This is a genomic window from Mycobacterium shunyiense, assembly GCF_058270075.1.
The window spans coordinates 45,069-65,930 of the sequence record NZ_JBZDPU010000007.1 but is presented as its reverse complement, the minus strand read 5'-3'; the positions used below and the strand labels follow the sequence as shown (position 1 = coordinate 65,930).

Annotated in this window: 22 protein-coding genes; 21 read left to right on the top strand and 1 reads right to left on the bottom strand. The window is 66.1% G+C overall.

Going from position 1 to position 20,862, the window contains the following annotated elements; genetic code table 11:
- The first annotated feature begins 3 nt into the window (after positions 1-3).
- The 4 genes from AC4ELH_RS05875 to AC4ELH_RS05860 are packed head-to-tail and all read left to right on the top strand — an operon-like array spanning position 4 to position 3,201.
- Positions 4-615: a TetR/AcrR family transcriptional regulator gene (locus AC4ELH_RS05875; RefSeq protein WP_498883463.1), complete on the top strand. Its 612-nt coding sequence runs from the start codon at positions 4-6 to the stop codon at positions 613-615.
- A gap of 20 nt (positions 616-635) precedes the next feature.
- Positions 636-1,880: an acyl-CoA dehydrogenase family protein gene (locus AC4ELH_RS05870; protein ID WP_064878943.1), complete on the top strand. Its 1,245-nt coding sequence runs from the start codon at positions 636-638 to the stop codon at positions 1,878-1,880.
- On the top strand, positions 1,877-2,857 hold the full coding sequence (locus AC4ELH_RS05865) for a phosphotransferase family protein (RefSeq protein ID WP_448442757.1): 981 nt from the start codon (positions 1,877-1,879) through the stop codon (positions 2,855-2,857). Before AC4ELH_RS05870 ends, AC4ELH_RS05865 begins: the two co-directional genes overlap by 4 nt.
- A complete protein-coding gene (locus tag AC4ELH_RS05860) occupies positions 2,854-3,201 on the top strand; it encodes a DUF6285 domain-containing protein (RefSeq protein WP_498883462.1) in 348 nt (115 codons plus the stop codon). The genes AC4ELH_RS05865 and AC4ELH_RS05860 overlap by 4 nt, the downstream gene beginning before the upstream one ends.
- Positions 3,202-3,206: 5 nt before the next feature.
- On the opposite strand, the gene AC4ELH_RS05855 is transcribed toward AC4ELH_RS05860, so the two are convergent.
- Positions 3,207-3,842 (bottom strand): class I SAM-dependent methyltransferase, encoded by a 636-nt coding sequence (locus tag AC4ELH_RS05855; protein ID WP_498883461.1) that lies wholly within the window; start codon positions 3,840-3,842, stop codon positions 3,207-3,209.
- A 55-nt stretch (positions 3,843-3,897) separates the two neighbouring features.
- On the opposite strand from AC4ELH_RS05855, the gene AC4ELH_RS05850 reads away from it, so the two are divergent.
- From AC4ELH_RS05850 to nuoN, 17 genes are all read left to right on the top strand, one after another.
- On the top strand, positions 3,898-4,290 hold the full coding sequence (locus AC4ELH_RS05850; protein ID WP_498883460.1) for a nuclear transport factor 2 family protein: 393 nt from the start codon (positions 3,898-3,900) through the stop codon (positions 4,288-4,290).
- Between the two features lie 41 nt (positions 4,291-4,331).
- The gene (locus tag AC4ELH_RS05845) at positions 4,332-4,847 is read left to right on the top strand and encodes a YceI family protein (RefSeq protein WP_064959443.1); all 516 of its coding nucleotides are present in this window, start codon (positions 4,332-4,334) and stop codon (positions 4,845-4,847) included.
- 64 nt (positions 4,848-4,911) lie between these two features.
- On the top strand, positions 4,912-5,310 hold the full coding sequence (locus AC4ELH_RS05840) for an Rv3143 family two-component system response regulator (RefSeq protein ID WP_448442752.1): 399 nt from the start codon (positions 4,912-4,914) through the stop codon (positions 5,308-5,310).
- 173 nt (positions 5,311-5,483) lie between these two features.
- Positions 5,484-5,852, top strand: coding sequence for an NADH-quinone oxidoreductase subunit A (locus AC4ELH_RS05835; RefSeq protein ID WP_055112226.1), 369 nt, complete (start codon positions 5,484-5,486; stop codon positions 5,850-5,852).
- On the top strand, positions 5,843-6,397 hold the full coding sequence (locus AC4ELH_RS05830; RefSeq protein WP_036388633.1) for a NuoB/complex I 20 kDa subunit family protein: 555 nt from the start codon (positions 5,843-5,845) through the stop codon (positions 6,395-6,397). Before AC4ELH_RS05835 ends, AC4ELH_RS05830 begins: the two co-directional genes overlap by 10 nt.
- Positions 6,394-7,077, top strand: coding sequence for an NADH-quinone oxidoreductase subunit C (locus AC4ELH_RS05825; protein ID WP_064959444.1), 684 nt, complete (start codon positions 6,394-6,396; stop codon positions 7,075-7,077). Before AC4ELH_RS05830 ends, AC4ELH_RS05825 begins: the two co-directional genes overlap by 4 nt.
- On the top strand, positions 7,077-8,381 hold the full coding sequence (gene nuoD, locus AC4ELH_RS05820) for an NADH dehydrogenase (quinone) subunit D (RefSeq protein WP_064878924.1): 1,305 nt from the start codon (positions 7,077-7,079) through the stop codon (positions 8,379-8,381). Before AC4ELH_RS05825 ends, nuoD begins: the two co-directional genes overlap by 1 nt.
- Before the next feature lie 58 nt (positions 8,382-8,439).
- Positions 8,440-9,171: an NADH-quinone oxidoreductase subunit NuoE gene (gene nuoE, locus AC4ELH_RS05815; protein ID WP_110776842.1), complete on the top strand. Its 732-nt coding sequence runs from the start codon at positions 8,440-8,442 to the stop codon at positions 9,169-9,171.
- Positions 9,168-10,484: an NADH-quinone oxidoreductase subunit NuoF gene (gene nuoF / locus AC4ELH_RS05810; protein ID WP_498883459.1), complete on the top strand. Its 1,317-nt coding sequence runs from the start codon at positions 9,168-9,170 to the stop codon at positions 10,482-10,484. Before nuoE ends, nuoF begins: the two co-directional genes overlap by 4 nt.
- A gap of 92 nt (positions 10,485-10,576) precedes the next feature.
- The gene (locus AC4ELH_RS05805) at positions 10,577-12,979 is read left to right on the top strand and encodes an NADH-quinone oxidoreductase subunit G (RefSeq protein WP_498883458.1); all 2,403 of its coding nucleotides are present in this window, start codon (positions 10,577-10,579) and stop codon (positions 12,977-12,979) included.
- The gene (nuoH, locus tag AC4ELH_RS05800) at positions 12,976-14,199 is read left to right on the top strand and encodes an NADH-quinone oxidoreductase subunit NuoH (RefSeq protein ID WP_448442745.1); all 1,224 of its coding nucleotides are present in this window, start codon (positions 12,976-12,978) and stop codon (positions 14,197-14,199) included. Before AC4ELH_RS05805 ends, nuoH begins: the two co-directional genes overlap by 4 nt.
- A 1-nt stretch (position 14,200) precedes the next feature.
- The gene (nuoI, locus tag AC4ELH_RS05795) at positions 14,201-14,725 is read left to right on the top strand and encodes an NADH-quinone oxidoreductase subunit NuoI (RefSeq protein ID WP_064878914.1); all 525 of its coding nucleotides are present in this window, start codon (positions 14,201-14,203) and stop codon (positions 14,723-14,725) included.
- A gap of 14 nt (positions 14,726-14,739) precedes the next feature.
- Positions 14,740-15,483, top strand: a complete 744-nt coding sequence (locus AC4ELH_RS05790; RefSeq protein ID WP_448442987.1) for an NADH-quinone oxidoreductase subunit J — start codon at positions 14,740-14,742, stop codon at positions 15,481-15,483.
- 4 nt (positions 15,484-15,487) lie between these two features.
- On the top strand, positions 15,488-15,787 hold the full coding sequence (gene nuoK, locus AC4ELH_RS05785; protein ID WP_064878910.1) for an NADH-quinone oxidoreductase subunit NuoK: 300 nt from the start codon (positions 15,488-15,490) through the stop codon (positions 15,785-15,787).
- A 7-nt stretch (positions 15,788-15,794) separates the two neighbouring features.
- A complete protein-coding gene (gene nuoL, locus AC4ELH_RS05780) occupies positions 15,795-17,675 on the top strand; it encodes an NADH-quinone oxidoreductase subunit L (protein ID WP_498883457.1) in 1,881 nt (626 codons plus the stop codon).
- Positions 17,669-19,258: an NADH-quinone oxidoreductase subunit M gene (locus tag AC4ELH_RS05775; RefSeq protein ID WP_448442741.1), complete on the top strand. Its 1,590-nt coding sequence runs from the start codon at positions 17,669-17,671 to the stop codon at positions 19,256-19,258. Before nuoL ends, AC4ELH_RS05775 begins: the two co-directional genes overlap by 7 nt.
- Positions 19,259-19,260: 2 nt before the next feature.
- Positions 19,261-20,826 (top strand): NADH-quinone oxidoreductase subunit NuoN, encoded by a 1,566-nt coding sequence (gene nuoN, locus AC4ELH_RS05770; protein WP_448442739.1) that lies wholly within the window; start codon positions 19,261-19,263, stop codon positions 20,824-20,826.
- Positions 20,827-20,862 lie beyond the last annotated feature (36 nt).

The window sequence follows — 20,862 nt, the reverse complement described above, 5'->3', positions numbered from 1 at the left end:
TCGATGACCGCTGCCGAGCTGGGCACCAAAGGCCGCCAGACCAGATCGGCGATCGAGCTCGCCGCGCGGAAACTTTTTGCCGAACGCGGTTTTCACGGCACCACGCTCTCGGATATCACCTCCGCCGCGGGCAAGAGTCCAGCAGTGTTCTACCGGTATTTCACCGACAAGGAGGATCTGCTGGCGGCGCTGGCCGAATCCTTCCTGCACGACGTCGTCGAGCCGTCGGGGCTGAACCTGCACCTGCCGGACTCTCCGGAGGACACCGAGTTCTTCACCACGGTCGTCACCGGCTACTGGAACATCTTCAAACAGAACATCGGCATCATGATCGCGGTTGCCCAGTTGGCTGCGACGCAGCAGCGATTTGCCGATGTGCAGAACAAGTTCCGGCGGTTCGGTGTCGACATCGTCATCGCCTCGGTGCGCCACGCGCAGGACCAGGGCCACGCCCAGGGCCTACAACCGGAACACGTGGCGGCAGCCATCGCCTTGCTGTTCGAGAACTTCACCACGGTATTCGTCGGTCATTCCGGTCTCGGCATCGAGATCAGCGACGCCGAGGCCATCACGACCCTGTCCACCATCTGGAAGAGAACCCTGTACGGCTTCTGACCCGAGAAAGAGAGATCACCGTGGATTTCGCTTTGCCCGAACATCTTTCAACCGTGCTCACCGAGATGGACGAGTTCATCGAGGCCGAGATCAAGCCGCTTGAGCGTGAGCACATGCAGTACTTCGACCAGCGCCGCGAATATGCCCGCACCGACTGGGAGAACGGCGGAGTGCCCGCCCGGGCCTGGGAGGACCTGCTCGACGAGATGCGGCGACGGGCCGACGCCGCAGGGTGGCTGCGGTACGGCCTGCCCGCCCGGTTCGGTGGGCGCGATGGCAGCAACCTGGACATGGCAGTGATCCGGGAACACCTGGCGCACAAGGGGCTGGGGCTGCACAACGACCTGCAAGACGAGTCCTCGATCGTGGGGAACTTCCCTCAGGTGATCATGATGGACCGCTTCGGCACCGAGGCCCAGAAGGCGGACTGGGTCGAGGCGATGCTCACCGGCAAGCGTTCCATGGCGTTCGGATTGACCGAACCCGACCACGGTTCGGATGCCACCTGGCTGGAGACGACGGCAGTAGCCGATGGGGACGGCTGGATCATCAACGGGCGCAAGCGGTGGAACACCGGAGTGCACCGGGCCACCCATGATCTGATCTTCGCCCGGACGTCGGGCAGTGCCGGATCAGCTCAGGGAATCACCGCATTCCTCGTGCCCACCGACGCGCCGGGATTCACCGTCCCGTTCTACTGGTGGACGTTCAACATGCCCACCGATCACGGTGAGGTCGAACTGAAGGATGTACGCGTGCCGGCCGACGCGGTGCTCGGCGAGATCGGCCGCGGTCTGGAGGTCGGGCAGACCTTCCTGCACGAGAACCGCATTCGTCAGGCGGCCAGCAGCCTGGGCGCCGCCCAGTTCTGTATCGACCGTGCCGTGGACTACGCCAACCGGCGGATGGTGTTCGGCAAGCCGCTGGCAGTGAACCAGGCCGTGCAGTGGCCACTGGTGGAATTGCAGACCGAGGCGCAGATGGTCAGGCTGCTCGTCCGTTATGCCGCAACGCAACTGGACCAGAACCACCATATGGAGGTGTCCGACAAGGTCTCGATGGCCAACTACCGCGCCAATCGGCTGGTGTGTGAGGCCGCCGACCGTGCCATGCAGGTACACGGCGGCATCGGATACAGCCGTCACGAACCGTTCGAGCACATCTACCGCCACCACCGGCGGTACCGGATCACCGAGGGTGCCGAGGAGATCCAGATGCGTCGGGTGGCGCAGCGGTTGTTCGGGTTCGGCAAGGCAAAGCGGTGACCAGCCCCGCCTTGCTCACTCCCCGACTGGTCGACGTCCTCACCCCGGTGCTCGGCGCCGAGGTCGCCGTCGAGAATCTGCGCGAGCTGACCGGCGGCGCCAGCCGCACCACGTGGTCGTTCGATGCGGTCACGGACTCGGCCCGGCGTGCCCTGATCCTGCGGACCGGCGCACCTGACGAGGTGCACGCCGGCATGGAGCTTGAGGCCGGCGCCCAACAGGCTGCGGCCCGGGCCGGGGCGCCGGTCCCCCACGTGATCGTCGCCGACAATTCCGTTGCCGCCCTGGGCGATCCGTTCCTGATCTGCGACTTCATCGGTGGCGAGACCATCGTGCGGCGTATTCAGCGCATGCTCGACGACGCCGGCCGGTCCCGGCTGCTCACGCAGTGCGCGCAGGCGCTGGCCGCCATCCACCGGGCCGAACCGCCGGCGCTGGCCGGCCTCGTGGAGCTCGACCAGATTTCCCAGTGGCGCGGGCAGCTCGACGAGATGTGCGATACCACCGCCACTTTCGAATGGGCCTTTCGCTGGCTGGAAACCAACCGGCCGTCCGCCTCACCGCTGCGGCTGGTGCACGGCGACTTCCGGATGGGCAACCTGATCGTGGACGACTCGGGTCTGGCCGCGGTACTGGACTGGGAGTTGGTGCACCTCGGCGAGGTGTACGAGGACCTGGCCTGGTTCTGCATCCGGGCCTGGCGGTTCGGCGCGCCGGGCGACCTCGGAGCCGGTGGGCTGGGCAGCATCGAGAGCTTTCTGAGCGCCTACGAGCAAGCCGGCGGGCAGCCGCTGGACCGATCGGCGATCCGCTGGTGGCTCGTGCTCGCCACCCTGCGTTGGGGCGTGATCTGCCGCTATCAGGCCGAGCGCCATCTGAGCGGGCAGACCCGGTCGGTGGAGCTGGCGACCATTGGCCGTCGGGTCTGCGAGACGGAGTGGGATCTGTTGGGTCTGCTGGACGGGAGCAGCTGGTGATCAACCTGTACGGACGGCCGACCGCGGCCGAGCTGGTGGCTGCGGTCGCGGAGTTCCTCGACACCGAGGTGCGCGACAGTGAGTCGGTTGCCGCTCCGGTCAAGTTTCAGGCCCGGGTTGCGGCCAATGCGCTGCGCATGGTCGAACGCGAACTGCTGGCCGCCGAGGCCGTCCCGGTCGCCGAAGCCGCGCTGAGCGGCGTCGGCTTCACCGACGAGGCCTCACTCGCGGCGGCGATCCGCGCCGGGCAGCTCGACGACCGAGCCGACGACGTCACCGCCTGTCTGCGTGTCCTGGTGCGCCAACGGCTCGCCGCCGCACATCCGGACTACGACGAGCCGTGAACCCCTCAGAGCCTGCGGACCCGGGCCAGCCACGCCGGCTCGTCGACCCGGGCCCCGGCCGGCTCGCCGATCGCCTCGGCATGCGCGGCACCCACCACACCGCGGTATGTCGTGGTCTCCAGAGATTCCAGTTCCCAGCCTTCGGAGAAGGCCTGGCGGATGATCTCCTCGCTGACCTGGGGTCCGAAACCGCGGCCCGCGTCGGACAGCGCCAATACGTGCACCGTCGCACCCGGCCGGCACACCCGGTGCAGAGCGGCCACATAGCGGGGCCGGTCGGCATCGTCGAAGACGTGGAACAGCGCGCTGTCGACGATGGTGTCGTACCGCGGGCCCTCCGCCTCACCGAGCCGGGTCGCGTCGGCGACGGCGAACTGCGCGTCGATACCCCGTTGCGCGGCGTTCGCTCGGGCCTGGGCGACCGCGTTTTCGGAGAAGTCGATACCGAGCACGTCGTAGCCGAGGCGGGTCAGCAGCATGGTGTGTTCACCAGCGCCGCAGCCGACATCGAGCACCTTGCCGCCGAGGCGGCCGGTGCGTTCCAACTCGATGACGGCCGGTTGCGGCTCGCCGATGACCCACGGCGCGGTACGGGACTCGTAGGCTTCGTCGAACAGTGAATGTGCAGGCGTGGAGTTCATGATTCGAGTCTGAAACCTGAATAGCCATTGAGGTCAAGCCCTACCCGAGGAGCCGATGATGTCCCCTGCCGAAGCCGAAGCCGTCGACGACATCGCGCACCGACTGTTCGACGCGATGGAACGCGGCGACAAGGCCGGCGTGGCTCAACTGTGGGCCGATGACGTCGCGGTATGGCACACCGGCGATCCAAGGGACAACGACCGGACCCGCGCCTTGAAAGTCATCGACTGGTTCATCAACGCCACCGGCGAGCGCCGCTACGAGGTGCTGGACCGGCAGTTCTTCGACGGCGGATTCGTCCAGCAACATGTCCTGCACGCCGGTGCCCGGGACGGCACGTTGATCGCACTGCGGGTGTGCATCGTGATCAGAGTGGGTACCGACGGTCTTATCCACCGCATCGACGAATACTTCGATCCGAAGGACATCGCGCCGTTGTTCGCCTGAACCGAGCTGCTCACCCGATCCGAGCGAAAATTGGAGGTTTCATGGCCACGACCAGCGACATCCTGACCGTCAGCGCCGGGAACTGGATCCTGGTTCCAGACCGATCCAAGGTGACGTTCAGGAACAAGACGATGTGGGGCCTGACCACCGTCACCGGGCAGTTCACCGAATTTCGCGGTGAAGGGTCCGCCGGCGCCGGAGTGAGCGGCCAGGTGGTGATCGAAGCGGCATCTGTTCGCACCGGCATCGGGAAGCGGGACAACCATCTGCGGTCTGCCGATTTCTTCGATGTCGAGGGCCATCCGAACATCACGGTGCAGGTGACAGGTTTGGAGCCATCCGACGACCGGGTGCGGCTGACGGCGGTCCTGACCGTCCGCGGAGTGTCGAAGCCCGTCGAATTGCCCGTCGATGTGGAGGCACTCGACGACGGCGCGCTGCAGTTGTCAGGTCAGTGCGAGGTCCAACGAGACGACTTCGGCGTGTCGGGCGACATGCTCGGGATGGTCGGTCCGACGACGATCCTGTCCGGTGAACTCGTGTTCACCCGAGTCTGATGCCCTGCAACAGAATTCGCTGAGTTGACCGGCCTACGGCACCGCGCGCAGTAGCATCGGCAGCATGGCCGGCCCCGCGCCGCTGCGCCTCCTGGTGTACAGCGACAACCCGCGCACCCGCGAACAGGTACGACTCGCACTGGGCAAACGCGTGCACCCGGAACTGCCCGAACTCGAATACGTCGAGATCGCCACCGCACCGATAGTGGTCGCACAGATGGACGCCGGCGGTATCGACCTGGCCATTCTCGACGGGGAGGCCACCCCGGCCGGGGGCATGGGAGTGGCCAAACAGCTCAAGGACGAAGTCGCGAACTGCCCTCCGATCCTGGTGCTGACCGGGCGACCCGACGACGCATGGCTGGCTAGCTGGTCACAGGCCGAAGCGGCGGTCCCGCACCCGATCGATCCGATCCGGTTGGGTGACGCGGTGGTGTCGTTGCTGCGCGCTCCGGTCCGATAACTTTTCCGCGAATTACCCTGTTGCCGTTGACTTTCGCGGCATGGCTACGGCCGCAGCGACACGCTGCCCCGATATGAAACGATACTAACCAAAATGTGTGGCACAGGCCGCAAACCTCGCTAGGCTGTGGGTTAGCTCACATCGACAGCCCACCCGAGGGAGCGATAAGTGGCATGAATTTATATACGCCCATCCTGGTTCTCGGAGCGATCGCGGCCGCGTTCGCCGTGGTTTCCGTGGGAATCGCGCTCGTGATCGGCCCGCGGCGCTACAACAGGTCCAAACTTGAGGCCTACGAATGCGGTATCGAACCGATGCAACCCGGGGCTGCAGGGGTGACCGGCCAGCGTATGCCGATCCGGTACTACCTCACGGCGATGTTGTTCATCGTGTTCGACATCGAGATCGTCTTCCTCTACCCGTGGGCCGTGGCCTTCGACAACCTCGGGCTGTTCGCGCTGGTGGAGATGTTGCTGTTCATGCTCACGGTGTTCGTGGCTTACGCCTATGTCTGGCGGCGAGGGGGCTTGAATTGGGATTAGAGGAACGTCTGCCCGGCGGGATCCTGCTGTCGACGGTGGAGGCCGTCGCGGGTTACGTGCGTAAGGGGTCGTTGTGGCCGGCCACCTTCGGTCTGGCCTGCTGCGCAATCGAGATGATGTCCACAGCCGGGCCGCGTTTCGACATTGCCCGGTTCGGGATGGAGCGGTTCTCGGCGACACCGCGGCAGGCCGACCTGATGATCGTGGCGGGCCGGGTCAGCCAGAAGATGGCACCCGTACTGCGCCAGATCTACGACCAGATGGCCGAGCCCAAATGGGTGCTGGCCATGGGGGTTTGTGCTTCCTCCGGCGGCATGTTCAACAACTACGCAGTGGTACAGGGCGTCGATCATGTGGTGCCGGTGGATATCTACCTGCCCGGCTGCCCACCGCGGCCGGAAATGCTCCTGCACGCAATCCTCAAGTTGCACGACAAGATTCAGCAGATGCCGCTCGGCGTCAACCGCGAGGAGGCGATCCGAGAGGCCGAGCAGGCAGCGTTGGCCGTCACACCGACCATCGAGCTCAAGGGGCTGCTGCGGTGAGTACAGCCAACGGAAACAGCGAGGGCGCCGAGGTGATCGGGACGCGTCGCGGCATGTTCGGCGCCTCGGGCACCGGCGACACGTCGGGTTACGGCCGCCTGGTCCGCTCGGTCGCACTGCCCGGCAGTTCCCCTCGCCCCTACGGCCAGTATTTCGACGAGATCGTGGACCGGCTCGCCGAGATCCTCGGTGAGGAACGCTATGCGGTGTCGATCGAACGCGTGGTGGTGCATCGTGATGAGCTCACCCTGGAGGTCAGCCGGGTCCAGCTGCCCGCGGTGGCCAGTGTGCTGCGCGACGATCCGCAATTGCGGTTCGAGCTGTGCTTGGGCGTGAGCGGGGTGCACTATCCCGACGACACCGACCGTGAACTGCACGCGGTGTACCCGCTGATGTCGATCACCCACAACCGCCGGATTCGGTTGGAAGTCGCAGCGCCCGATGCCGATCCGCACGTGCCGTCGCTGTTCACCATCTATCCGACCACCGACTGGCACGAACGCGAGACCTACGACTTCTTCGGCATCGTGTTCGACGGTCACCCGGCGCTGACCCGGATCGAGATGCCCGACGACTGGGTCGGCCACCCTCAGCGCAAGGACTATCCGCTGGGCGGAATCCCGGTCGAATACCACGGCGCGCAGATCCCGCCGCCCGATCAGCGGAGGTCCTACAACTGATGAGCACCGAATCCCCCGTCGTGGTGGTCGGCGGACAGGACTGGGACGACGTGGTGGCCGCGGCCCGTGAGCATGCCGGCGAACGCATCGTGGTGAACATGGGTCCCCAGCATCCGTCGACGCACGGTGTGCTGCGGCTGATCCTGGAGATCGAGGGCGAGATCATCACCGAAGCCCGTTGTGGCATCGGCTATCTGCATACCGGGATCGAGAAGAACCTGGAATACCGCAACTGGACGCAGGGCGTCACCTTCGTCACCCGGATGGACTACCTCTCGCCGTTCTTCAACGAGACCGCGTACTGCCTGGGCGTGGAGAAGCTGCTCGGCGTCACCGACGATATTCCCGAGCGCGCCAGCGTGATCCGGGTGATGCTGATGGAACTCAACCGGATCACATCGCATCTGGTGGCACTGGCCACCGGTGGGATGGAGCTGGGCGCGATGAGCGCGATGTTCTACGGGTTCCGGGAACGCGAAGAGATTCTGCGGGTGTTCGAGTCGATCACCGGGCTGCGGATGAACCATGCCTACATCCGGCCGGGCGGGCTGGCCGCCGATCTGCCCGACGGCGCGCTCGGTGAGGTCCGGGCGTTGCTCGACCTGTTACCGAACCGCTTGCAGGACCTAGAGGATCTGCTCAACGAGAACTACATCTGGAAGGCCCGCACGGTCGGTGTCGGGTATCTCGACCTGACCGGATGCATGGCGCTGGGGATCACGGGCCCGGTGTTGCGCTCCACCGGGCTGCCCCACGATCTGCGTCGCGCGCAGCCGTACTGCGGTTACGAGAACTACGAATTCGACGTCATCACCGATGACCGCTGCGATTCGTACGGCCGGTACATCATCCGGGTCAAGGAGATGCGGGAGTCGCTCAAGATCGTCGAGCAGTGTGTGGACCGGCTCGAGAAGATGGGCGACGGTCCCGTGATGATCAACGACAAGAAGCTGGCCTGGCCCGCCGATCTCAAGGTCGGCCCCGACGGTCTGGGCAATTCCCCCGAACACATCGCCAAGATCATGGGCCACTCGATGGAGGGGCTGATCCATCACTTCAAGCTCGTCACCGAGGGCATCCGGGTACCGGCCGGGCAGGTCTATGTCGCGGTCGAGTCCCCGCGCGGCGAGCTCGGAGTGCACATGGTGTCCGACGGTGGCACCCGGCCGTACCGGGTGCACTATCGCGACCCCTCGTTCACGAATCTGCAAGCGGTGGCGGCGATGTGCGAGGGAGGCATGGTCGCCGATGCGATCGCCGCGGTGGCGTCGATCGATCCGGTGATGGGCGGGGTTGATCGATGAGCGCTTGCGCGAAGAGGAAACGGCCTGTGAGCGCTTGCGCGAAGAGGAGACAGCACGGATGACTGACGTATTCATTCAACTGGGGCAACGCCCCGATGAAGCGGGCCCGCCGATCAACGGGCCCGCGGCATATCCGGATGAGGTGACGGCGCGGCTCACCGCCGACGCCGAGCAGATCATCGCCCGTTATCCCGAAGCCCGCTCTGCGCTGTTGTCGTTGCTGCATCTGGTGCAGGCCGAGGACGGTTGCCTGACATCGGCCGGAATCGGTTTCTGTGCCACGCTGTTGGGCCTGACCGATGCCGAGGTGGCCGCGGTCGCCACGTTCTACTCGATGTACCGGCGCACGCCGACGGGCGAATACCTCGTCGGGGTGTGCACCAACACGTTGTGCGCGATCATGGGCGGCGACGCGATACTCGATGCCCTGCAGGATCATCTGGGCATCCATGCCGGGGACACCACGGCCGATCGCCGGGTCACTCTCGAACACATCGAGTGCAATGCCGCCTGCGATTACGCACCGGTGGTGATGGTCAACTGGGAGTTCTACGACAACCAGACCCCGTCGTCGGCGCGGGATCTCGTCGACGGCCTGCGCGGCGGAACGCCGCCGGCCCCGACCCGCGGTGCACCACTGTGTACTTTCCGGGAAACCGCCCGGACCCTGGCCGGTCTGACCGACCCGCACACCCCGGGAGGTGCCCCCGGCACAGCCACGCTGGCCGGTCTGCGGGAAGCCAGGAAACGCGGCATGTCCACTCCCGAAGCGGGAGGCCCGATCTCGTGACCGCGCTGACCCCGGTACTGAGCCGATTCTGGGATGAACCAGAACCGTGGACGCTGGACACCTACCTCCGCCATGACGGTTACCGCGGGCTGCAGCGCGCCCTGGCGATGGGGCCCGACGACGTGATCGCGCTGGTCAAGGACTCCGGACTCCGTGGACGCGGCGGCGCAGGTTTCCCGACCGGCACCAAGTGGTCGTTCATCCCCCAGGGAGAAGACGGTCCGGCCGCCAAGCCCCATTACCTCGTCGTCAATGCCGACGAATCAGAACCCGGTACGTGCAAGGACATTCCGCTCCTGCTGACCACACCGCACTTTCTGATCGAGGGCATCATCATCGCGGCGTACGCGATCCGGGCCCGCCACGCGTTCATCTATGTCCGTGGCGAGGTGGTGCCGGTCTTGCGCCGGCTGCAGGCCGCGGTCGCCGAGGCCTATGCGGCGGGATATCTGGGCACCGACATCCTCGGCTCCGGATTCGACCTGGAACTGACCGTGCACGCCGGAGCGGGCGCCTACATCTGCGGCGAGGAAACCGCGCTGCTGGATTCCCTGGAGGGCCGCCGCGGCCAACCACGACTGCGCCCACCGTTTCCCGCCGTCGCGGGCCTCTACGCCTGCCCGACAGTGGTCAACAACGTCGAGTCCATCGCCAGCGTTCCCCCGATCCTCGTCAACGGCGTGGACTGGTTCCGGTCGATGGGATCGGAGAAATCCCCTGGCTTCACGCTGTATTCGCTGTCGGGCCACGTCAACCGGCCCGGACAGTACGAAGCGCCGCTGGGCATCACCCTGCGCGAACTACTCGACTACGCCGGTGGCGTCCGCGACGGGCACACCCTGAAATTCTGGACTCCGGGCGGATCGTCGACACCGCTGCTGACGACCGAACACATCGATGTGCCCCTGGATTACGAGGGCATGGCCTCCGTCGGATCCATGCTGGGCACCAAAGCGCTGCAGATCTTCGACGAGACCACCTGCGTGGTCCGGGCAGTACGACGCTGGACACAGTTCTATGCGCACGAATCCTGCGGCAAGTGCACACCGTGCCGCGAAGGCACGTACTGGCTGGCCCAGATCTACGCCCGCCTGGAAACCGGTGCTGGCACCCGGGCCGATATCGACAAACTGCTCGACATCGCCGACGGCATCTTCGGAAAGTCGTTCTGCGCGTTGGGTGACGGTGCGGCCAGCCCGATCATGTCCTCGATCAAGTACTTCCGTGACGAGTACGTGGCGCACCTGGACGGGGTCTGCCCGTTCGATCCGCACGCCTCGACGTTGATGGCGACCGAAGGGGCGGGTGCGTAGATGTTTCTCACCGCGAGCAGACACAAAGTCGCACTTTTACCGGGCGCGCCGTGCGAGTTCGCGTCTGCTCGCGCAAGGAAAGGGGGCCGTGCATGACGCTGGCCGAGCCGACCAAGGACACCCCGCCGGTGGAAATGGTGTCGCTCACCATCGACGGTGAACAGATCAGTGTCCCCAAGGGCACGTTGGTGATCCGCGCCGCCGAACTGATGGGTGTCCAGATCCCGCGGTTCTGCGATCACCCGCTGCTCGACCCGGTGGGGGCCTGCCGGCAGTGCCTCGTCGAGGTCGAGGGTCAGCGCAAGCCGATGGCCTCCTGTACCACCACGGTCAGCCCAGACATGGTGGTGCACACCCAGTTCAGCTCCGAAGCTGCCGACAAGGCCCAGCGCGGTGTGATGGAACTACTGTTGATCAACCACCCGCTGGACTGCCCGATCTGCGACAAGGGCGGTGAATGTCCCCTGCAGAACCAGGCAATGTCCAACGGGCGCCCCGAAACCCGGTTCGAGGACGTCAAGCGGACCTATCCGAAGCCGATCAGTATCTCCGCGCAGGTGCTCCTGGATCGCGAACGGTGCGTGCTTTGCGCCCGTTGCACCCGGTTCTCCGCACAGATCGCCGGCGACCCGTTCATCGAACTGTTGGAACGTGGTGCGCTGCAACAGGTGGGCATCGCCCCCGGCGAGCCGTTCCAGTCCTACTTCTCCGGTAACACCGTGCAGATCTGCCCGGTGGGGGCGCTGACGGGGACGGCCTACCGCTTCCGGGCCCGGCCATTCGACCTGGTGTCCAGCCCCAGTGTCTGCGAACACTGCGCGTCGGGATGTGCCCAGCGCACCGATCACCGCCGAGGCAAGGTCATGCGGCGCCTGGCCGGTGACGATCCCGAGGTCAATGAGGAGTGGAACTGCGACAAGGGTCGGTGGGCGTTCACCTATGCCACGGTCGGAGATCGGATCACGACGCCGTTGGTCCGGGAGAACGGCGCGTTGCGCCCGGCATCGTGGTCAGAAGCGCTGACGGTGGCCGGGGCGGGCCTGCTGGCTGCCGCGTCGAGCACCGGTGTGCTGGTCGGCGGGCGCTGCACCGTGCAGGATGCCTACGCCTACTCGAAGTTCGCCCGGATGGTGCTGGGCACCAATGACATCGACTTCCGCGCGCGGCCGCACTCCGGCGAGGAGGCCGATTTCCTGGCTGCCCGCATCGCCGGACAACCGATGACATTGCGTTACGCCGAACTGGAAAAGGCACCGACCGTGCTGCTGGTCGGGTTGGAGCCCGAAGAGGAATCCCCGATCGTCTTCCTGCGACTGCGCAAGGCCGCCCGCAAGAACGGCCAGCAGGTGCTCTCGGTGGCACCGTTCGCCAGTCGCGGGCTGACCAAGATGGCGGGCACGCTGATCCCCACGGTCCCCGGAGCCGAGGCGGATGCACTGGCCGCGCTGGAGACCGATGAGCGACTGCGAGGACCAGGGGCGGTGATCCTGGTCGGTGAGCGACTGGCCACCTCACCCGGCGCATTGTCGGCCGCGCAGCGCCTGGCCACGGCAACTGGGGCCCGGTTGGCGTGGGTGCCGCGCCGGGCCGGCGAGCGCGGCGCCGTAGAGGCCGGCGCCCTGCCGAACCTGCTGCCCGGGGGTCGCCCCGTCACCGATGCCGACGCACGAACCCAGACGGCTACGGTGTGGAACACCGCCGAACTGCCCGGCACCACCGGACGCGACACCAACGCCATCCTGGCCGCGGCAGCTGACGGACAACTCGCCGCGCTTCTGTTCGGCGGCGTCGAGGTTACCGACCTGCCCGACCCGGCCACGGCGCTGGCCGCACTGCGCGCCACCCCGCTCGTCGTCAGTCTCGAACTGCGCGAGAGCGAGGTCACCGAGCTGGCCGATGTGGTGTTCCCCGTGGCGCCGGTGGTGGAGAAGGCCGGCGCATACGTGAACTGGGAAGGCCGGATTCGCCCGTTCAAGCCGGCGTTGCAGACGAACGCGATTCCCGACCTGCGGGTACTGCACTACCTCGCCGACGAGATCGGCGTCGACCTCGGGCTGACCGGACCCGACGCCGCGGACGGCGAACTGGCCCGGCTCGGTAGCTGGACCGGACCCCGCGCCGCGGAGCCGGTGGCGACACCCGAACCACGCCCGACCCCCGGGCCCGGACAGGCGGTGCTGGCCAGCTGGCGTCTGCTGCTCGACGCCGGACGCCTGCAGGACGGCGAACCCTATCTGGCCGGCACTGCGGTCTGCCCGGTGGCGCGGCTCTCGCCCGGTACCGCCACTGAACTCGGTGTGGCAGCGGGAGATCCGGTGACCGTGAGCACCGACCGCGGATCGGTCACCTTGCCGCTGTCGATCACCGAGATGCCCGACCGGGTGGTGTGGCTACCCACCAATTCCCCGGGGTCGGCGATCCATCGACAACTCGGGGTGACCGCCGGTGCCCTGGTCTCGATCACGCGGGCCTCGATCGGGCAGGCCGACTCATGACCTACCCCGACCCCACCCTGTTCGGTCACGACCCGTGGTGGCTGATCCTGGCCAAGGCACTCGGGGTGTTCGTCTTCCTGCTGCTGACCGTGCTCGCGGCGATCCTCATCGAACGGAAGGTGCTGGGCCGCATGCAGTTGCGGCCCGGCCCCAACCGGGTGGGCCCCTGGGGTCTGCTGCAGTCGTTGGCCGACGGGGTCAAGCTGGCACTCAAGGAAGGGCTCGTCCCTGCCGGCGCCGACAAGCCCATCTACCTGCTGGCGCCGATCATTTCGGTGATCCCTGCATTCATGGCGTTCGCGGTGATCCCGATGGGAGGCGAGGTTTCGGTCTTCGGCCACCGTACCGCGCTGCAGTTGACCGATCTGCCCGTCGCGGTGCTCTACATCCTGGCTGTCACCTCGATCGGGGTGTACGGCATCGTGCTGGCCGGGTGGGCGTCGGGGTCCACCTATCCGCTGCTGGGCGGTCTGCGTTCCAGCGCCCAGGTGATCTCCTATGAGGTCGCGATGGCCCTGTCGTTCGCCGCGGTGTTCCTCTACGCGGGCACCATGTCCACCTCGGGCATCGTGGCGGCCCAGGACAGCACGTGGTTTGTGTTCCTGCTGCTGCCTTCGTTCGTCGTGTATGTGACGTCGATGGTGGGCGAGACCAACCGGGCGCCTTTCGATCTGCCCGAGGCCGAGGGAGAACTGGTCGGCGGCTTCCACACCGAGTACTCGTCGTTGAAGTTCGCGATGTTCATGCTCGCCGAGTACGTCAACATGACCACCGTCTCCGCGCTGGCCACCACGATGTTCCTCGGCGGCTGGCATGCACCGTTCCCGTTCAACCTGATCGACGGCGCGAACAGCGGCTGGTGGCCGCTGCTGTGGTTCACCGCCAAGGTGTGGATGTTCATGTTCGGATACTTCTGGCTGCGGGCCACCCTGCCCCGGATGCGTTACGACCAGTTCATGGCATTGGGCTGGAAGGTGCTCATCCCGGTGTCACTGGTGTGGATCATGGTCGTCGCCGTCACTCACAGCCTGCGCGAGCACGGGTACCACAACTGGGCCACCGGCCTGGTGACCACCGCGGTCGTCATCGTGGCGGTTTTGGCAGCCGCGCTGTGGAAAGCGTTGCGGGGCAGGATTGCTCAGCCGATACCGCAGCAGAGCGCCGGCGCCTACCCGGTACCTCCGCTGCCGAATGCTGGAAAGGAGGCTGTCGATGCCTAAGATGCCCAAGTTCGTCGACGCCCTGGCCGGATTCGCGGTCACCTTCGGATCGATGTTCAAAAAGCCGATCACCGAAGAGTATCCGGAGAAACCGGGACCGGTCGCACCGCGATATCACGGCCGTCATCAACTCAACCGTTACGCCGACGGCCTGGAGAAGTGCATCGGCTGCGAATTGTGCGCCTGGGCCTGTCCGGCCGACGCCATCTTCGTCGAAGGCGCCGACAACACTGCCGACGAACGCTTTTCGCCGGGCGAACGCTACGGCCGGGTGTACCAGATCAACTATCTGCGCTGCATCGGGTGCGGATTGTGCATCGAGGCCTGCCCGACCCGGGCGTTGACGATGACCAACCAATACGAGATGGCCGACGACAACCGGGCCGACCTGATCTGGGGGAAGGACAAGCTGCTGGCCCCGATGCAACCCGGGATGCAGGCACCACCCCACGACATGGCGCCGGGCAGTACCGACGACGACTACTACCTCGGCCGGATCACCCCGCTTTCCCAGGACGCCCAGTGAGCCCCGACGTCCTGATGCTCGCCGCTGAACATTCTGCGCGGACGTCGACATCGGAGGCGGTGCTGTTCTGGATCCTCGGGACGGTCGCGGTGCTCGGCGCCATCGGCGTGGTCGCCGCACCGAAAGCGGTGTACTCCGCGGTGTTTCTGGCCTGCACCATGATCGCGCTGGCGGTGCTCTATATCGCCCAGGACGCCTTGTTCCTCGGCGTGGTGCAGGTGGTGGTGTACACCGGCGCGGTGATGATGCTGTTCCTGTTCGTGCTGATGCTCATCGGTGTCGACCTGGCCGAATCCTTCGCCGAAACGATACGCGGCCAACGCATTGCGGCACTCGCGGCGGGCACCGGGTTCGGCATCCTGTTGATCGCCGGGATCGGCAGCGTGTCTGTCAGCGGGTTCACCGGGCTGGCCCAGGCCAACAGCGGTGGCAACGTGGAAGGACTGGCGGCCCTGATCTTCACCCGGTACCTGTGGGCATTCGAGCTGACCAGCACACTGCTCATCACCGCCGCTCTCGGCGCGATGGTACTGGCGCACCGAGAGCGCTTCGAGCGCCGCAAAACCCAGCGAGAACTGGCCGTCGAACGGTTCCAGGCCGGAGGTCATCCGACGCCGCTGCCCAATCCCGGTGTCTACGCACGGCATAACGCCGTCGATGTCCCGGCCCGACTGCCCGATGGCTCCGATGCGGCGTTGTCGGTGAGCGCCATCCTGCCGCAGCGCACGATCAGTAACTCGGCCAACGGGGAGGGGTGATGCGATGAATCCCGACAACTATCTCTACCTGTCGGCGCTGTTGTTCACCATCGGCGCTTCGGGAGTACTGCTGCGGCGCAATGCCATCGTGATGTTCATGTGCGTCGAGCTCATGCTGAACGCCGCCAATCTGGCGTTCGTGGCGTTCTCCCGCATGCACGGTCATCTCGATGGTCAGGTGGTGGCGTTCTTCACCATGGTGGTGGCCGCCTGCGAAGTGGTGATCGGCCTGGCCATCATCATGACCATCTTCCGTACCCGCCATTCGGCCTCGGTCGACGACGCCAGCCTGCTGAAGCACTAAGGGCGACATGACACTACCTGTGTGGCTTCTGATCGCACTCCCGGCCGCCGGAGCAGCGGTGCTGCTGTTGAGCGGCCGACGGTCCGACCGGTGGGGGCATCTGCTGGGTTGCGCGACCGCGCTGAGCGCCTTCGCCGTCGGAGCGGTGCAGTTCAGCCAGATGCTGGGCCGCCCCGACGAGGGCCGGGCCGTCGCAGAATCCCTGTTCTCCTGGGTGCCGGTGGCCGGCTTGCAGGTCGATTTCGGCCTGCAACTCGATCAGCTGTCGGTGTGCTTCGTGCTGCTGATCACCGGCGTGGGGTCCTTGATCCATATCTACTCCATCGGGTACATGGCCGAAGATCCTGATCGGCGAAGGTTTTTCGCGTACCTGAATCTGTTTGTGGCGGCCATGCTGCTGCTCGTGCTCGCCGACAACTACCTGGGCCTGTATGCCGGGTGGGAAGGCGTGGGCCTCGCCTCGTATCTGCTGATCGGGTTCTGGTCGCACAAGCCGTCGGCGGCCGCCGCAGCCAAGAAGGCGTTCGTCGTCAACCGGGTCGGCGACATGGGTCTGGCCATCGCGCTGATGATCATGTTCGCCACCGTCGGGTCGATCTCGTTCGCCGGGGTGTTCGGCGCCGCACCGGCATTGAGCGAAGCCACGTTGACCGCGATCGGCCTCCTGCTGTTGTTGGGCGCCTGCGGCAAATCGGCCCAGGTGCCGCTGCAGTCCTGGCTCGGGGACGCGATGGAGGGCCCGACCCCGGTGTCGGCGCTCATCCACGCCGCCACGATGGTGACCGCCGGCGTCTACCTGATCGTGCGGTCCGGGCCGATCTTCGACCTGGCCCCGGGAGCTCAGACCGGTGTGGTCGTCGTCGGCGCGGTCACGCTGCTGTTCGGCGCGATCATCGGCTGCGCCAAGGACGACATCAAGAAGGCGCTGGCCGCGTCGACCATGAGCCAGATCGGCTACATGGTGCTGGCCGCCGGCCTCGGGCCCGCCGGGTACGCGTTCGCGATCATGCACCTGCTCACGCACGGATTCTTCAAGGCCGGCCTGTTCCTCGGGGCGGGGTCGGTGATGCACGCGATGAACGACGAGGTGAACATGCGCCGCTACGGCGGTCTGCGCAAGGTCCTGCCGATCACGTTCGCCACGTTCGGACTCGGCTATCTGGCCATCATCGGAGTCCCGCCGCTGGCCGGCTTCTTCTCCAAAGACAGCATCATCGAGGCGGCGCTGGGCGCCGGGGGCGTACGCGGGGTGATCCTCGGCGGGGCAGCCATTCTGGGGGCCGGGATCACCGCGTTCTACATGACCCGGGTGATGCTGATGACGTTCTTCGGCGAAAAGCGTTGGGATGAGCAGGCGCATCCGCACGAGGCGCCGGCCGTGATGACCTGGCCGATGATCCTGCTCGCGGTCGGCTCGGTGGTCTCCGGCGGCGCGCTGGCGATCGGTGGCACGCTGTCGCACTGGCTCGAGCCGGTTGTCGGCGCTCACGAGGCGCACCATGCGATCCCTGCGTGGGTGGTCACTGTGGTGGTGCTGGCCGTCGTCGCGGTCGGCATTGCGGTGGCCTACCGGATGTATGCGCAGCGGCCGGTTCCGGTCGAGGTGCCCGACGGCTCGGCGCTGACGGTGGCGGCCCGGCGCGACCTGTACGGCGACGCTTTCAACGAGGCGGTGTTCATGCGAGGTGGCCAGACCTTGACGGCGGCCCTGGTGACCGTCGATGACAAGGTGGTCGACGGCACCGCAGGTGGCCTGGCCGCGCTGGTCAGCCGAACATCGGACGGGTTGCGCCAGTTGCAGACCGGCTTCGCCCGCTCCTATGCGCTCTCCATGCTGGGCGGGGCGGCCCTGGTGGTGGCGACGATCCTGGCGGTGCGACTGTGGTGAGCACATTTCCGTGGCTGACGGCGTTGTGGGCCACCCCGACGGTGGGAGCCGCCGTGGTGATGCTGCTGCCCGCGGCGCAGCGGACACTGGCCAAATGGTTCGCGCTGGTGGTCTCGCTGGCCGCGCTGGGTCTGGCCGCCGTGCTCGCCGTCGGCTTCGCTCCCGCCGGTGAGCAGTATCAGTTCGTCGAATCACACCGCTGGATCCCGTCGTTCGGCACCGGCTACATCCTCGGGGTCGACGGAATCGCTCTGGCCCTGGTGGTCCTCACCGCGGTGCTGCTGCCGCTGCTCATCGTCGCGGGCTGGAATGACGCCACCCACCAGACCGGGCTGGGCGGCCGCGGCGTCCAGGCCTACCTGGCGCTGACGCTGGCCGTCGAGGGCATGGTGTTCATGTCCCTGGTGGCCCTGGACATCTTGCTGTTCTACGTGTTCTTCGAGGCCATGCTGATCCCGATGTACTTCTTGATCGGCGGGTTCGGCGGGGAGCACAGATCTAAAGCGGCGGTGAAGTTCCTGCTGTACAACCTGTTCGGCGGCCTGGTCATGCTGGCCGCGGTGATCGGGCTCTACGTGGTCACCGCGGGCAGCGATGCCTTCGATTCGGGCACGTTCGACTTCCGCGCGATCGTCGCCGCGGTCTCGTCCGGTGAGCTCGTGATCAACCCGATGGTGGCGAACTTCCTGTTCCTCGGTTTCATGTTCGCATTCGCCGTCAAGGCGCCGCTGTGGCCTTTCCACCGCTGGCTGCCCGATGCCGCGGTTCAGGCCACCCCCGCGAGCGCGGTGCTGATGATGGCCATCATGGACAAGGTCGGCACGTTCGGCATGCTGCGCTACTGCCTACCGTTGTTCCCCGATGCGTCAACGTATTTCCGGCCCCTGGTCATCACTCTCGCGGTGATCGGCATCGTCTACGGCGCCGTCCTGGCGATCGGCCAGACCGATGTGATGCGGTTGATCGCCTACACCTCGATCTCGCATTTCGGTTTCATCATCCTGGGCATCTTCGTGATGACCAGTCAGGGTCAGGCCGGGTCGACCCTGTACATGATCAACCACGGGATCTCCACGGCCGCACTGTTCCTGATCGCCGGATTCCTGGTCTCGCGCCATGGTTCCCGGTTGATCGATTCCTACGGCGGCGTGCAGAAGGTGGCCCCGGTCCTTGCCGGAACGTTCCTGGTGGCCGGCCTGGCCACGTTGTCCTTGCCGGGCCTGGCGCCGTTCATCAGTGAATTCCTGGTTCTCATCGGCACATTCACGCGGTACCCGGTGGTCGCGGTGTTCGCCGCCACCGCACTGGTGCTGTCCGCCGTGTACATCCTGTGGATGTACCAACGGATGATGACCGGCCCGCTCCCCGAGGGGCTCGCCGGCGACGGACACCGGATCCGGGACCTGGTTCCTCGCGAGCTCGCCGTGGTGGTCCCCCTGATCGCGCTGCTGCTGGTGCTGGGCATCTATCCCAAACCCGCTCTGGACGTGATCAATCCGGCCGTCCAGCACACGTTGACCACCATCGGACAGAACGATCCGCCACCGCAGGTGTTGCCCAAGCTGGCAGAGGGGGTCCGCTGATCATGGTGACGCCGAGCATCGAATACGGCCTGCTGTCCCCCATGCTGATCGTGTTCGGGGTGGGAGTGGCCGGTGTACTGGTCGAGGCTTTCCTGCCCCGACCGGCCCGCTACCGGGTACAGGTCGCCCTTGCACTGGGCGGACTGCTCGCCGCCGTCGTGGCTGTCGTCCTTTTGGCCCGGGACCTTCACGGCACCCCCGGCCGACCCGCGGTCTTGGGCTCGGTGGTCCTCGATGCACCCGCATTGTTCCTGCAGGGCACCATCGCCGTCGTCGGTGCACTGGGGATCCTGTTGATCGCCGAACGGCAACCCAGAACTGCTACGCAAGACGGCATCGCCGGTCTGGACGGCTTCACGCCACAGGCCTCGGCGGTGCCGGGAAGCGTGGCCGAGAAGATGGCCACCAAGTCAGGGGTGATGCAGACCGAGGTCTTCCCGCTGACCATGTTCGCCATCGGCGGCATGCTCCTGTTCCCGGCCGCCGATGATCTGCTGACCATGTTCATCGCGCTGGAAGTCCTGTCGCTTCCGCTCTACCTGCTGTGCGGGCTGGCCCGACACCGGCGGCTGCTGTCGCAGGAAGCGTCGATGAAATACTTTCTGCTGGGCGCGTTCTCGTCGGCCTTCTTCCTCTACGGCGCGGCCATGCTGTACGGCTACGCCGGCACCCTGGATCTGGCCGGAATCGCCACCGCCGTGGACACCAAGGCACCCAACACTCCGCTGGCACTGATCGGTGTTGCCCTCTTGCTGGTCGGCGTGTTGTTCAAAGTCGGTGCCGTTCCGTTCCATTCGTGGATCCCCGACGTGTACCAGGGCGCCCCGACCGCGATCACCGCATTCATGGCCGCAGGAACCAAGATCGCCGCGTTCGGCGCCATGCTGCGCATCTTCTACGTGGCGCTGCCGCAGTTGCGTGACGACTGGCGGCCCGTGCTGTGGGCGATCGCGATCCTGACCATGGTGGTCGGCACCATCACCGCCGTCACCCAGACGGACGTCAAACGCATGCTCGCCTACTCCGCGGTGGCCCACTCGGGTTTCATCCTCACCGGCGTGATCGCCGCCAACCCGGCCGGTGTGTCCTCCACGCTGTTCTACCTGTTCGCCTACGGATTCAGCACGCTGGGCGCGTTCGCGGTTGTCGGTCTGGTTCGCAACGCCGCCGACGAGGAGGAGACGTCGATGGCGCAGTGGGCCGGTCTGGGCCGGCGATATCCCATTGTCGGCGTGGTGTTTTCGTTGTTCCTACTGGCATTCGCCGGAATTCCGCTGACCAGCGGATTCGTCAGCAAGTTCGCGGTGTTCAAGGCCGCAGGTGAGGGCGGGGCCATCCCGCTGGTCATCATCGGCGTCATCGCCAGTGCCGTGGCGGCCTATTTCTACGTGCGGGTGATCGTGCTCATGTTCTTCACCGACCCGCCCGAGGGGGCCCCCGAAGTCGTTGTTCCGAGCGGGCTCACCGCCGCCGTCATCACCGTCACCGCGGCCGTCACCTTCGCGCTCGGCGCCCTGCCGCAACCGCTGCTGGACCTGGCCAACAATGCCGAGACCTTCCTGCGCTGATTTCTCACCGCGAGCAGACGCAAACTCGCACAAATA